Here is a 14,582-nt window from a genome sequence, read left to right on the forward strand (position 1 = left end):
ACCAAAGTGGCCAACTGGGGCAGACTGTAAATCTGCTGTCTTATGACTTCGTAGGTTCGAATCCTGCTCTCCCCACATCGGATTTTGAATTTTCTTTGAAAAAACACTTCTCTATATTTGGAATTGAATTCGAAGAATAGGAAATTTGCCGGGTATTGCGGGAGTAGCTCAGCTGATAGAGCATTAGCCTTCCAAGCTAAGGGTCGCGGGTTTGAATCCCGTCTCCCGCTCAATACAAAATCGAGATGGATAATTGAAGGAGAAAGATTGAGAATTTCAGTCAACAACTAAAAAATTAGAAGTCGAAAGGCCGGGGTAGCTCAGGGGTAGAGCGCATCCTTGGTAAGGATGAGGTCGTGAGTTCAAATCTCATCCCTGGCTCAAGATAAATAAATAGAAAGATAATTAATAATTACGAGTTATGGCTAAAGAACATTTTAATAGGGATAAAGACCATGTGAACATTGGTACTATTGGCCACGTTGACCATGGAAAAACAACCCTGACAGCTGCTATTACAACAGTATTAGCAAAAAAAGGTTTTTCTGAAGTAAAATCATTTGATTCAATCGACAGTGCACCTGAGGAAAAAGAACGCGGGATTACAATTAATACATCTCACGTAGAATATCAGACTGCTACGCGTCACTACGCACACGTTGACTGTCCTGGTCACGCCGACTATGTTAAAAACATGGTAACTGGTGCTGCTCAGATGGACGGTGCTATCATTGTAGTAGCTGCTACTGATGGTCCTATGCCTCAAACACGCGAACACATCTTGTTGGCTCGTCAGGTAAACGTACCTAAATTGGTTGTTTTCATGAACAAAGTTGACATGGTGGAAGACCCAGAATTGTTAGAGCTTGTTGAAATGGAAATCCGCGAATTGTTAGACTTCTACGAATTTGACGGTGACAACGCTCCTGTAATTCAAGGTTCTGCTCTTGGTGCATTGAACGGTGAGCCAGAGTGGGAAGAAAAAATCATGGAATTGATGGAAGCTTGTGATACTTGGATTCCACTTCCTCCACGTGATATTGACAAACCATTCTTGATGCCTGTAGAGGACGTATTCTCGATCACTGGTCGTGGTACTGTAGCTACTGGTCGTATCGAAACTGGTGTTGTTCACACTGGTGATGAACTTCAGTTGATTGGTTTGGGTGCTGAAGGTCGTAAGACTGTATGTACTGGTGTTGAAATGTTCCGTAAGATTTTGGATGATGGTCAAGCTGGTGACAACGTTGGTTTGTTGCTTCGTGGTGTTGACAAAAAAGAAATCAAGCGTGGACAAATCTTGGCTAAGCCAGGTTCAATCACTCCTCACACTAAATTCAAAGCTGAGGTTTACGTATTGAAAAAAGAAGAAGGTGGTCGTCACACACCATTCCACAACAAATACCGTCCTCAGTTCTACTTGCGTACGCTTGACGTAACAGGTGAGATTACTTTGGAAGAAGGACGTGAAATGGTAATGCCAGGTGATAACGTTACTATCTCTGTTAACTTGATTTACCCTGTTGCTTTGAACACAGGACTTCGTTTCGCTATCCGCGAAGGTGGACGTACTGTAGGTGCAGGTCAGGTTACTGAAATTCTTGAGTAATACAAGACACAAAATAAATAAAGAATGTCCCGAACCCGTGTGGTTCGGGACTCTTTACGGATGAAACTCGGTAGGGAGTTTTTATGCGTTATAGAAGTAGGTTCGAATCCTGCCATCCGACCAACTAATAAAGAAAAAGAATGAAACTTAAACTCTATTTCGAAGAAGCTTACAATGAACTTGTTCATAAAGTTTCTTGGCCAACTTGGAAAGAGTTGCAGAATAGTGCATTTATCGTGATGGTTGCTTCCTTTATAATAGCACTTATTGTATTCGTAATGGACATCTCTTTTGAGAACATTATGAACTTTGTGTACAGTTTATTTTACTAATACGATTGGAGATCGACATGAGCGAAATTGTAAAAAAATGGTATGTTCTTCGTACTGTTGGAGGTAAAGAGAAGAAGGTCAAAGAATATATCGAAAGCGAAATTGCAAATGCTGGACTTCAGGAGTATGTTTCACAGGTCTTAATCCCAACTGAAAAGGTTTATCAAATTCGTAACGGGAAAAAAGTAAGCAAAGAGCGTAACTTCTTCCCCGGTTATCTTTTGATAGAGGCTGCTCTGGTAGGTGAGATTCCACACATGTTGAAAAACATAACCAATGTGATCGGATTCTTAGGTGACACCAAAGGAGGAGATCCTGTACCAATGCGTCAGTCTGAAGTGAACCGTATCTTAGGTAGGGTTGATGAAATGGCTGAAAATGACGAGGAAATAAACATTCCTTATGTGGTTGGAGAAACTGTGAAAGTTACGGACGGTCCTTTTAACGGATTTAACGGAATCATTGAAGAAATCAATGAAGAGAAAAAGAAGTTGAAAGTGATGGTCAAAATTTTTGGACGTAAAACACCCTTGGAACTTAGCTTTATGCAAGTTGAAAAGGAGTAGTTAAATTTTTATTGATTTTATTATGGCTAAAGAAGTTGCTGGATTAATTAAGTTACAAATTAAGGGGGGTGCAGCTAACCCTTCACCTCCGGTAGGACCAGCATTAGGTGCCAAAGGGGTTAATATTATGCAGTTCTGCAAGCAGTTTAACGGCCGGACACAGGAGCTAGCTGGTAAAGTGCTCCCGGTTATTATTACTGTTTATGCAGATAAATCGTTTGATTTTGTAATTAAACAACCCCCAGTAGCCATTCAATTGCTTGAAGCCGCTAAAGTGAAATCAGGATCAGCTGAACCACACGTGAAAAAAGTGGGAAAAGTAAGCTGGGATCAGGTTAAAACGATTGCAGAATCGAAAATGTCTGATTTGAACTGTTTCACCGTGGAATCTGCTATGAAAATGGTTGCTGGTACTGCCAGAAGTATGGGAATTAACGTAACCGGAAAATTCCCAGCTAATAACTAATTAAAATTTTAAAAATGGGCAGAATTACAAAAAATAAAAAGCTTGCTCAGGAGAAACTCGAAAAAGATAAATCCTATTCACTTAGTGAGGCGGCCGCTTTAGTAAAGGAAATTACTTTTACTAAGTTTGATGCTTCTATTGATATGGATGTTCGCCTTGGAGTAGATCCTCGAAAAGCCAATCAGATGGTTAGAGGCGTTGTATCCTTACCCCATGGAACTGGTAAAGAAGTTCGTGTATTAGCTTTGGTAACTCCCGATAAAGAAGCGGAAGCAAAAGAAGCTGGCGCTGACTTTGTTGGTCTTGATGACTACATCGAGAAAATCAAAGGTGGATGGACTGATTTTGACGTGGTAATTACCATGCCGCCAGTGATGGGAAAGGTTGGCCCGTTAGGTCGGGTTTTAGGACCCCGCGGCTTGATGCCTAATCCAAAAAGCGGTACCGTGACTATGGAAATCGGTAAAGCAGTTGGAGAGGTTAAACAAGGTAAGATTGACTTTAAAGTTGATAAATTCGGAATTATTCATGCTTCGATCGGAAAAGTATCCTTTTCTGCTGATAAGATTGTGGATAACGCCAGTGAATTCATTAGCACCATTCTTAAATTGAAACCTTCAGCTGCCAAAGGTACTTATGTGAAAAGCATTTACCTGTCAAGCACTATGAGTCCTGGAATTCAAGTTGAACCAAAGTCAGTTACTGACAAGTAAAAACTGTAAAGATGAAAAGATCAGAAAAATTAGAGATTATTGATAATCTGACTGAACAGATCAACTCTTACAATCATTTTTACCTGGCAGATATCGCTGACCTTAATGCAGAAGACTCAAGTAGTTTAAGGCGCCTATGTTTTACCAAAGATGTAAAACTGGTTGTAGTTAAGAATACACTATTACGTAAAGCTTTGGAAAATTCTGAAAAGAATACTGACGAACTTTACGAATCTCTCAAGGGTAATACTTCTATCATGTTCTGCGAGGTTGGAAACATCCCCGCCAAGTTGATTAAAGATTTCTCGAAAAAACATAAAAAACCTGTCTTAAAAGCAGCTTATGTTGAAGAGTCAGTCTATGTTGGCGAGAACCAATTAGAAGCATTAGCCACAATCAAGTCTAAGGACGAATTACTGGGCGATTTGATCGGCCTGTTACAATCACCAATGAAAACTGTTATTGGTCAATTGCAATCAGGTGGAAACAAAATCCACGGTATCCTTCAGACACTTTCAGAAAAAGAATAAATTTAGTTACAATTTTATAGCATAAAAATTAGAGGAAATGGCAGATTTAAAAGCACTTGCAGAAGAGTTAGTAAACTTGACTGTAAAAGACGTCAATGAATTAGCTGACATTTTAAAAGAAGAATATGGAATCGAGCCTGCAGCTGCTGCTGTAGCTGTTGCTGGACCTGCTGCCGCTGGTGGCGAAGAAGGTGGTGCCGCTGAGCAAACAGAATTCGACGTAATCTTGAAAGCAGCTGGAAGTTCAAAATTAGCAGTTGTTAAGTTAGTAAAAGAATTGACTGGCTTAGGTCTTAAAGAAGCAAAAGAAGTTGTTGACGGAGCACCTAAAGCAATCAAAGAAAAAGTTTCAAAAGACGAAGCAGAAGCATTAAAAAGTCAGTTGGAAGAAGCTGGAGCTGAAGTTGAACTTAAATAAGAGACTTAGGGCCTTTCATAAGGTCGGATAATGGTTTAGAACCTCACTGTCGTGGGGTTCTAAGCCTTTTTGTATATTTATGTATTAAGTTCACTTAATTTTGTTGATACATGTCGTTAAACACTGAAAATCAGAGAATTAACTTCTCGTCCACCAAAACTAAATTTGATTATCCTGATTTCCTGGAAGTTCAAGTGAAATCGTTCGTCGACTTTTTTCAGTTGGTAACTACTCCTGAAAATAGAAAAAGCGAAGGCCTATACAAAGTCTTCGAGGAGAATTTCCCCATCACGGATACTCGAAATAACTTCGTTCTAGAATTTCTTGATTACCAGGTTGACCCGCCGAGGTATTCTATCGAGGAATGTATCGAACGAGGCTTGACCTTTAGCGTTCCGCTTAAGGCAAAATTAAAGTTGTACTGTACAGACCCGGAGCACGAAGATTTTGATACCGTTATTCAGGATGTATATTTGGGGACCGTTCCCTATATGACTGAAAGAGGTACTTTCGTTATCAATGGAGCTGAACGCGTTGTCGTTTCACAGTTACACCGCTCTCCTGGGGTTTTCTTCGGACAAAGTTTACACGCAAACGGTACGAAACTTTATTCGGCACGTATTATCCCATTCAAAGGGTCATGGATCGAATTTGCAACAGACATTAACTCGGTCATGTTTGCTTATATCGACCGTAAGAAAAAATTACCTGTAACTACGCTGTTACGGGCCATCGGATACGAAAGCGACAAAGATATTCTTGAAATCTTTGGATTGGCTGATGAAATTAAAGTATCCAAATCCGGTTTAAAGAAAGTTGTTGGAAGAAAATTGGCTGCCCGTGTTCTGAAAACGTGGGTTGAAGACTTTGTGGATGAAGATACCGGAGAAGTAGTTTCTATTGAAAGAAATGAAGTTGTCATTGACCGTGAAACGGTTATTGAAAATGACCATATTGAAGAAATTCTGGATTCAGGCACCAAAACCATTTTGTTGCATAAAGAAGATCAGAATTTACAAGATTTTGCCATTATATATAATACGCTTCAAAAGGATCCATGTAACTCGGAAAAAGAAGCTGTATTGCACATTTACCGTCAATTACGGAATGCAGAACCGCCCGATGAGGCTACTGCCCGCGATGTAATTGATAAATTGTTTTTCTCTGAAAAACGTTACGACTTAGGTGAGGTAGGACGTTACCGTATCAACAAAAAGTTAGGCCTGAATATCGACATGGATACACAGGTTCTAACCAAGGAAGATATCATTGAGATTATTAAATATTTGATCAAGTTGGTCAACGCCAAAACAGACGTTGATGATATTGACCACTTGAGCAACCGTCGTGTTCGGACTGTAGGAGAACAGATGTTTAATCAATTTGGTGTTGGTTTAGCACGTATGGCACGTACCATTCGTGAGCGAATGAACGTTCGGGACAATGAGGTTTTTACACCAATTGATTTGATCAATTCAAAAACCTTGTCATCGGTTATTAATTCATTCTTTGGAACTAATGCCTTGTCTCAGTTCATGGATCAAACGAACCCACTGGCAGAGATGACACACAAACGTCGTATGTCTGCTTTGGGACCAGGTGGTCTTTCTCGTGAAAGAGCTGGATTCGAGGTTCGTGACGTTCACTTTACGCACTACGGACGCCTTTGTCCGATTGAAACACCGGAGGGACCAAACATTGGTTTGATTTCTTCATTATGTGTTTTTGCTAAAGTAACTGACCTTGGTTTTATCTCAACTCCTTATCGGAAAGTTGAAAATGGTAAAGTTGACCTTTCAGAAGAAGGCGTTGTTTACCTGACAGCGGAAGAAGAAGAAGGAAAGGTGATTGCCCAAGCGAACGCTCCGATTGACGAAGAAGGTAATTTCATTAACCAACGGGTAAAATCACGTTTGGAAGGTGACTACCCAATCGTAGAAAAAGATGAAGTTCAACTGATGGATGTTGGTCCTAACCAGATTGCGTCTGTTGCTGCTTCGTTGATTACCTTCCTGGAGCATGATGATGCCAACCGTGCCTTGATGGGATCGAACATGATGCGTCAGGCTGTACCTCTGCTCAGACCTCAAGCTCCTATTGTGGGAACAGGACTGGAAGGAAGTGCTGCCCGTGACTCTCGTGTACAAGTTTCTGCCAAAGGCGATGGTGTTATTGAATATGTCGATGCTACTGAAATTATCGTTCGGTACGACATGACTGACGATGAGAAATTTGTTAGCTTCGAACCGGAAGTTGTTTCTTATAAATTACCCAAATATCAAAAAACCAACCAAGGTACTGTAATGGATCTTAAACCAATTGTGGTTAAAGGTCAACGTGTAATTAAAGGTGATGTGTTGACAGAAGGGTATGCTACTGAAGGCGGAGAGCTGGCTTTGGGACGCAACCTGAAAGTAGCCTTCATGCCTTGGAAAGGTTATAACTATGAGGATGCGATTGTAATTTCAGAGCGAGTGGTTCGGGATGATGTCCTGACTTCAATTCATATTGATGAATACTCTCTGGAAGTGCGTGACACGAAACGTGGGGTTGAAGAATTTACATCAGATATTCCTAACGTTAGTGAAGAAGCAACTCGCAACCTGGATGAAGCTGGTTTGATTCGCATTGGTGCGAATGTAAAACCTGGCGATATCATGATTGGTAAGATTACTCCGAAGGGAGAATCAGATCCGTCACCGGAAGAAAAACTGCTTCGTGCCATCTTTGGTGATAAAGCCGGCGATGTGAAAGATGCCTCATTGAAAGCGTCTCCATCACTAAAAGGTGTGGTCATCGACAAGAAATTGTTCTCTCGCGTTGTGAAGGACAAAAAAGGTAAAATGGCCACCAAACCATTGCTTGATCAGATTGACGAGGAATTTGAACGCGCAGCAAGAGCTGTACGGGCTAAATTGGAAGACAAACTGTTTACTTTGGTTAACGGTAAAACAAGCCAGGGAGTGAAAGACTACTACGGTGGTGATATTATTCCTAAAGGTGTTAAGTTTACCTTGAAGCAACTTCAGGAAGTGGATTACTTAACAGTTAATCCAGCCAAATGGACCACAGATAAAGAAAAAAATGATCTGATCTTTAGATTGATCATTAATTATATTCAAAAGCATAAAGAACATGAAGCTGTTGCTCGCCGTAAACGTTACAATGTGACGATCGGTGATGAACTTCCTGCGGGAATTATTCAACTGGCTAAGGTTTATGTTGCTAAGAAACGGAAACTTCAGATTGGAGATAAGATGGCCGGACGTCACGGTAACAAGGGTATTGTTTCCCGTATTGTGCGTGACGAAGATATGCCATTCCTCGAAGATGGTTCTACAGTCGATATCGTGCTTAACCCACTGGGGGTACCATCGCGTATGAACTTGGGACAGATTTACGAAACTGTTTTAGGTTGGGCAGGTAAAGAGCTGGGATTAAAATTTGCAACGCCAATTTTCGACGGAGCAAGCCTTGAAGAAGTAACAGAATATACCGATAAAGCGGGTGTTCCGGCTTATGGTAAAACCATTCTTCATGATGGAGAAACGGGCGAGCCATTTGACCAGCCAGCTACTGTCGGCGTAATCTACATGCTGAAACTTGGTCACATGATTGAAGACAAGATGCATGCCCGTTCAATTGGACCTTACTCGCTGATTACGCAGCAGCCATTAGGTGGTAAAGCACAGTTTGGTGGGCAGCGTTTTGGAGAGATGGAAGTTTGGGCGCTTGAAGCCTTTGGAGCTTCACATATTCTTCAGGAAATTTTGACCGTCAAGTCAGATGATGTACTGGGTCGTGCAAAAGCATACGAATCCATTGTGAAAGGTGAACCGATGCCGCAACCAGGCATCCCTGAATCATTGAATGTATTGCTACACGAATTACGCGGACTAGGTTTAAGTGTGACATTGGATTAACTCCAATAGCACACTAGTCCTTTTATTAACTTGATATAAATATACATCGATATATGGCATTCAGAAAAGATAATAAAGTTAAAAGTAATTTTGCCAAAATAGCGATTAGTCTTTCTTCTCCGGAAGAGATTCTGGAACGTTCTCACGGGGAAGTATTGAAACCCGAAACCATCAACTACAGAACCTATAAGCCTGAAAGAGACGGCTTGTTTTGCGAGCGGATTTTCGGACCGGTGAAAGACTATGAGTGTCATTGTGGTAAATACAAGCGTATTCGTTACAAGGGAATCGTATGTGACCGATGTGGTGTAGAAGTAACTGAGAAAAAAGTACGTCGCGAGCGCATGGGGCATATCTCTTTGGTGGTTCCCGTGGCCCATATCTGGTACTTCAAATCGCTACCCAATAAAATTGGTTACTTGCTTGGATTGCCTACTAAAAAATTGGATACCATTATCTACTATGAAAGATATGTGGTTATTCACCCAGGGGTGAAAGCTCAGGATGGAATCAAAAAACTGGATTTCCTGACTGAAGAAGAATACCTGGATATTTTGGATACGCTACCCAAAGAGAACCAATACCTGGATGACGACGACCCGAATAAGTTCGTTGCCAAAATGGGAGCTGAAGCACTTTACGGATTGCTTGAGCGTATCGAATTGGACGAGCTTTCCTATGAATTAAGACATAAAGCAAGCACTGAAACATCTCAGCAACGGAAAAACGAGGCGCTTAAGCGTCTGCAGGTTGTTGAAGCTTTCCGTGCCAGCAAAAATATCAACCGTCCGGAATGGATGATTGTAAAAGTTGTTCCTGTAATTCCACCGGATTTACGTCCGTTGGTGCCATTGGATGGTGGACGTTTTGCCACTTCCGACTTGAATGACTTGTATCGTCGTGTGATTATCCGGAATAACCGTTTGAAACGACTAATCGAAATCAAAGCACCCGAAGTAATTCTTCGTAATGAGAAGCGGATGCTTCAGGAAGCTGTTGATTCCTTATTCGACAACTCGCGGAAGTCTAACGCGGTTAAAACGGAAAACAACCGTGCCTTGAAATCACTTTCAGACTCGTTGAAAGGTAAGCAAGGTCGTTTCCGTCAAAACTTGTTGGGTAAACGTGTGGACTATTCAGCACGTTCGGTAATTGTTGTTGGACCAACTCTGAAATTGCATGAGTGTGGTCTTCCCAAAGACATGGCAGCTGAACTTTACAAACCATTTATCATCCGTAAATTGATTGAGCGTGGTATTGTAAAAACGGTAAAATCGGCCAAGAAGATTGTTGATCGTAAAGATCCTGTTGTTTGGGATATTCTGGAAAATGTATTGAAAGGCCATCCGGTACTATTGAACCGGGCGCCCACGCTGCACCGTTTGTCAATTCAGGCTTTCCAGCCCGTGTTGATCGAGGGTAAAGCTATCCAGTTGCACCCCTTGGTATGTACTGGTTTTAACGCCGACTTTGACGGTGACCAAATGGCGGTTCACTTGCCATTAGGAAATGCCGCTATTTTGGAAGCACAGTTGTTGATGCTTGCATCGCACAACTTGTTGAACCCTGCTAACGGCGCTCCTATCACGGTTCCATCTCAGGATATGGTTTTAGGGTTGTACTACATGACTAAACACCGCGAAGGTGCCAAAGGGCAAGGCATGACATTCTACTCGCCTGAAGAAGTAATCATTGCTTACAACGAAGGTCAGGTAGAGAAACACACCATCATTAAAGTGAAGGTGAAGGATGTGGATGAAAATGGCGAGCCATTCAAGCATATTCTGGAAACTACAGTTGGACGTGTGATGTTTAACCAGGTTGTGCCAGCTCAGGCGGGATACATCAATGAATTGCTTACAAAGAAATCATTAAGAACCATTATCTCTAATATCTTCAAAACAGCTGGAAATGCTGCTACTGTGGCTTTCCTTGATGATATTAAGGATATGGGATATAAGGCAGCCTACCATGGTGGTCTGTCGTTTAACTTGAGTGACGTTATTATTCCTGAAGATAAAACAACCATTGTAGAAAATGGATATCAGGAAGTTGAAGAAGTAATGGCCAACTACAACATGGGATTCATTACCAACAACGAACGTTACAACCAGGTTATTGATATCTGGACGCATGCCAATGCCAAGTTAACCAGCTCGGTAATGAAAACCATTAGTACCGATAAACAAGGGTTCAACTCAGTTTATATGATGCTTGACTCTGGTGCTCGTGGATCGAAAGAACAGATTCGTCAGTTGTGCGGTATGCGTGGTTTGATGGCTAAACCTCAAAAATCGGGTGCTACCGGTGCTCAGATTATTGAAAACCCCATCTTGGCCAACTTTAAAGAAGGATTGTCCGTTCAGGAATACTTTATCTCGACTCACGGTGCGCGTAAAGGTTTGGCGGATACCGCTCTGAAAACGGCCGATGCGGGATACCTGACTCGTCGTTTGGTTGATGTTTCGCAAGACGTTATTATTTCAGATGAAGACTGCGGTACATTGAGAGGTTTGGTGGCTACTGCTGTCAAAAACAACGAGGAAGTTGTGGCTTCTCTGTACGAACGCATCATTGGTCGTACAACCGTTCATGATGTATTCCACCCGCTGACAGGTGATTTGATTGTTGGCACTGGTGAGATGATCACCGATGAAATTGGTCAGAAGATTGAAGACTCTCCAATTGAAAGCGTTGAAATTCGTTCGGTATTGACTTGTGAGGCTAAAAATGGCGTATGTAGCAAATGTTACGGACGTAATTTGGCTACCGGCAACATGTCGCAGCGCGGAGAAGCTGTTGGTGTTATTGCCGCTCAGTCGATTGGTGAGCCTGGTACACAGTTGACACTGCGTACCTTCCACGTTGGGGGTATCGCGGGTAACATATCTTCTCAATCGATGGTTGAGTCGCGTTACGACGGTATTGCAGAAATTGAAGAACTGCGTGTTGTTGAAACAGACGATGAATCCGGAGAAAAAGTGGGTGTAGTTATCGGACGTTTGGCCGAACTGAAAATTATTGATAAGAAAACAAGAATTCCACTTTCAACACACAGCATTCCATACGGTTCTAAATTGTACATCGAAAATGGACAAGAGGTAACCAAAGGACAAAAAGTCTGTGAGTGGGACCCTTATAACGGTGTAATTATCTCTGAGTTTAAAGGTAAAGTTGAATTTGACAACTTAATTGACGGTGTTACTTTCCGTGAAGAGTCAGATGAGCAAACCGGATACAAAGAGAAAGTGGTTATTGAAACCCGTGATAAGACGAAGAACCCATCCTTACGGGTATTGAATGAAAAAGGCGAAGTTATTCGTACTTACAACTTGCCGGTAGGAGGTCACATTTCAGTAAGCGAAGGCGACACCATTGTTGCTGGTCAGGTTTTGGTGAAAATTCCACGTGCTTCAGGAAAAGCAGGCGATATCACCGGTGGTCTTCCACGGGTTACCGAGCTGTTTGAGGCAAGGAACCCATCGAACCCGGCAGTCGTTTCGGAAATTGATGGAGAGGTTTCTTTCGGTAAAATCAAACGTGGTAACCGCGAAATCATCGTAACCTCCAGAAGCGGTGAAGTTAAAAGATACTTGGTACCATTGTCTAAGCAGATTCTGGTACAAGAAAATGACTACATCCGTGCAGGAATTTCACTTTCGGATGGTGCAATTACTCCTTCTGATATTCTGGCCATTAAAGGACCAACTGCTGTTCAGGATTATATCTTGAATGAAGTGCAGGACGTTTACCGGATGCAGGGTGTACGCATTAATGATAAGCACTATGAGGTGATTATCCGTCAGATGATGCGTAAAGTGGAAATTCTGGATTCAGGAGATACTCGATTCCTTGAGAAGCAAATTGTTGATAAAAACGAATTTGCTCACGAGAATGACTGGATTTACAACAAGAAAGTAGTTGTTGATCCGGGTGACTCGGAGTTGCGTGCTGGACAGATCGTAACAGCTCGTCGTTTGCGTGACGAAAACTCAGTATTGCGTCGTAAAGACAAAAAACTGGTTGAATCTCGCGATGCGATCCCCGCGACATCTAGTCAAATTCTGCAAGGGATTACACGTGCAGCCCTGCAAACACGCAGCTGGTTGTCGGCAGCTTCCTTCCAGGAAACGACAAAAGTATTGAACGAAGCAGCTATCCAAGGAAAAATTGACTATTTGGACGGATTGAAAGAAAACGTCATCTGTGGTCACTTAATTCCTGCCGGTACTGGTTTGAAAGAATACAAAAACCTGGTGGTTGGTTCACGCGAAGAATATGACCGCATGGTTGACGTGAAAGAGACTGAAAGTCAAAATTACGAGGATTAATTATGACAGAAAATAAGAATAAAAATCAGTTGAATATTGAACTGAGTGAAGAAGTAGCCCAGGGAACTTACTCGAACCTGGCGATTATTACGCACTCCAGTTCTGAGTTTGTGCTTGACTTTGTTCGCATAATGCCCGGAATTCCGAAGGCCAATGTTAAGTCACGGGTTATTTTAACTCCGGAACATGCCAAGCGTCTTTTGATGGCACTTGAAGACAATGTGAAGAAGTATGAACAACAACATGGCACAGTCAAAGTTAGTGGACAAGGTAACCCAATGGTACCGCCTATGAATTTTGGAGGTCCCACAGCTGAAGCTTAATTCTTACAAAGCATATTTAAAAGCCGTTTCAAATTAATTTGAAACGGCTTTTTTTATTCTTCGCGTGCTGGTTTTTTATAATCCTTTGGTCAATCCTTTCAACCCTTGGTTGGTAATACTTTTGGGTCGGATGATTGGTTGATTCAATCCGCGGGCAATAATGTTTTGCGCGCAAAAGCCGAGGGTTCTCGACAAGCCAAACATCACTGTATAGAAATCGAAGTGAATCATTCCGTAGTGGTAAAGCAGTGAGCCGGAAATGGCATCTACATTGGGCCATGGGTTGGCAATTTTTCCTCCTTTGTATTCTTTCAAAATGGGAGGAGTAACTTCAAATAGTTTTTTTACAGTTTTGAAATAGGGCGAATCACTGCAATGCTTTTCACCAAAGCCCATAAATGAGGTAAACCGAGGATCTGTTTCTCTCAAAACGGCATGGCCATAGCCCGGAATGACATTGCCGGAATCGAGCGTGTTGTAAAGGTATTGACGAATTTTATCCTTACTAGCCTCTAATCCCAGCTGCTCATGGATCTGAGTGATGAAATGTAAACAAACCTGGTTGGCTAAACGGTGCAGCGGACCGGCCAGTCCATTCAGTCCTGCTGATGTTGCATAGTAGATATTGGAAAGTGCGGAATTGACCACACGGGCAGTAAATGCACTGACATTTCCACCTTCGTGGTCGCAATGCAAGACTAAGTATAAGCGGATAAGGTCAGCAAAAGACTTGTCTTTATTGTTTATTCCAAGCATTCGTGTAAAATTCCCGGCCAAATCCAGTTCCGGATCAGGTTCAATCAAATTTCCGCTCATAAATAAAATACGATAAATGCCGGCAGCAAGTGATGGCAGTTTGGCGATAAGATTCAGAGCGTCTTCCAGGGTATATCTCCAAAAGTCGGATTTGGGAATGCCTTCGAGGTATTTCTTTTTGAAAACAGATTCACCCTCCATACAAAGTATAGCCAGGCTAAACATAGTCATCGGATGAGTTTCCTTAGGGAGTGACCGGAGCATGTTCCATACATAGGGGGGAACCTCGGCGCGTTTTTGCAGTTCTTCTTTTAATTCTGCAAGTTCTGAACTTGTTGGAAACGAACCGGTGCAAAGAAGAAAGAAAATTTCTTTGGGTGTCCGGTCTTCAAATTCGGGAACACTGTACCCGCTAATAAAAAGGCCTTGATGTGGATCAACAAAGGAGGTGTTGCAAACCATGGCTTTCAGTCCGCGCATACCGCCGAGTAGGTGTCTGACGGTAACTTGGCCGATAACATGGTCTTGATGAGTTTCGCTAATCTGGGTGAGTTCTTTACATAAAGTATTAATTCTATGTTGAACTTTGTCTTCTAATTGTTTCATGGCTTAATA

11 protein-coding genes and 2 tRNA genes are annotated in these 14,582 nt (G+C 42.0%); 12 read left to right on the forward strand and 1 reads right to left on the reverse strand.

Features of this window, described 5'->3' with window-relative positions:
• Positions 1-157 precede the first annotated feature (157 nt).
• From ACRD6K_RS19345 to ACRD6K_RS19400, 12 genes are all read left to right on the forward strand, one after another.
• Positions 158-230 (forward strand) — tRNA-Gly (locus ACRD6K_RS19345).
• A gap of 79 nt (positions 231-309) precedes the next feature.
• Positions 310-381 (forward strand) — tRNA-Thr (locus tag ACRD6K_RS19350).
• Positions 382-421: 40 nt separating this feature from the next.
• The gene (tuf, locus tag ACRD6K_RS19355) at positions 422-1,609 is read left to right on the forward strand and encodes an elongation factor Tu (RefSeq protein ID WP_299584339.1); all 1,188 of its coding nucleotides are present in this window, start codon (positions 422-424) and stop codon (positions 1,607-1,609) included.
• A gap of 140 nt (positions 1,610-1,749) precedes the next feature.
• Positions 1,750-1,941 carry a preprotein translocase subunit SecE gene (gene secE / locus ACRD6K_RS19360; protein ID WP_299584336.1) on the forward strand — a complete coding sequence of 64 codons (192 nt, stop codon included), beginning with the start codon at positions 1,750-1,752 and terminating at the stop codon, positions 1,939-1,941.
• A gap of 17 nt (positions 1,942-1,958) precedes the next feature.
• Entirely contained in the window at positions 1,959-2,507 is a 549-nt protein-coding gene (gene nusG / locus ACRD6K_RS19365; RefSeq protein ID WP_299584333.1) for a transcription termination/antitermination protein NusG, read from the forward strand.
• A gap of 22 nt (positions 2,508-2,529) precedes the next feature.
• The gene (gene rplK / locus ACRD6K_RS19370; RefSeq protein ID WP_299584330.1) at positions 2,530-2,973 is read left to right on the forward strand and encodes a 50S ribosomal protein L11; all 444 of its coding nucleotides are present in this window, start codon (positions 2,530-2,532) and stop codon (positions 2,971-2,973) included.
• A gap of 14 nt (positions 2,974-2,987) precedes the next feature.
• Positions 2,988-3,686 (forward strand): 50S ribosomal protein L1, encoded by a 699-nt coding sequence (rplA, locus tag ACRD6K_RS19375; RefSeq protein ID WP_299584327.1) that lies wholly within the window; start codon positions 2,988-2,990, stop codon positions 3,684-3,686.
• 11 nt (positions 3,687-3,697) lie between these two features.
• On the forward strand, positions 3,698-4,216 hold the full coding sequence (gene rplJ / locus ACRD6K_RS19380; RefSeq protein ID WP_299584324.1) for a 50S ribosomal protein L10: 519 nt from the start codon (positions 3,698-3,700) through the stop codon (positions 4,214-4,216).
• Positions 4,217-4,253: 37 nt separating this feature from the next.
• Positions 4,254-4,634, forward strand: coding sequence for a 50S ribosomal protein L7/L12 (gene rplL / locus ACRD6K_RS19385; protein WP_299584321.1), 381 nt, complete (start codon positions 4,254-4,256; stop codon positions 4,632-4,634).
• Between the two features lie 110 nt (positions 4,635-4,744).
• Positions 4,745-8,557, forward strand: coding sequence for a DNA-directed RNA polymerase subunit beta (rpoB, locus tag ACRD6K_RS19390; RefSeq protein WP_299584318.1), 3,813 nt, complete (start codon positions 4,745-4,747; stop codon positions 8,555-8,557).
• A gap of 53 nt (positions 8,558-8,610) precedes the next feature.
• Positions 8,611-12,888 (forward strand): DNA-directed RNA polymerase subunit beta', encoded by a 4,278-nt coding sequence (gene rpoC / locus ACRD6K_RS19395; RefSeq protein WP_430974589.1) that lies wholly within the window; start codon positions 8,611-8,613, stop codon positions 12,886-12,888.
• A 2-nt stretch (positions 12,889-12,890) separates the two neighbouring features.
• Complete coding sequence (locus ACRD6K_RS19400; protein ID WP_299584312.1) at positions 12,891-13,211, forward strand: DUF3467 domain-containing protein; 321 nt, start codon at positions 12,891-12,893, stop codon at positions 13,209-13,211.
• A gap of 75 nt (positions 13,212-13,286) precedes the next feature.
• Here the strand turns inward: ACRD6K_RS19400 and ACRD6K_RS19405 are convergent, their stop codons facing one another.
• A complete protein-coding gene (locus ACRD6K_RS19405) occupies positions 13,287-14,573 on the reverse strand; it encodes a citrate (Si)-synthase (RefSeq protein ID WP_430974590.1) in 1,287 nt (428 codons plus the stop codon).
• Positions 14,574-14,582 lie beyond the last annotated feature (9 nt).

Source organism: Sunxiuqinia rutila (genome assembly GCF_050589705.1).
GTDB lineage: Bacteria > Bacteroidota > Bacteroidia > Bacteroidales > Prolixibacteraceae > Sunxiuqinia > Sunxiuqinia rutila.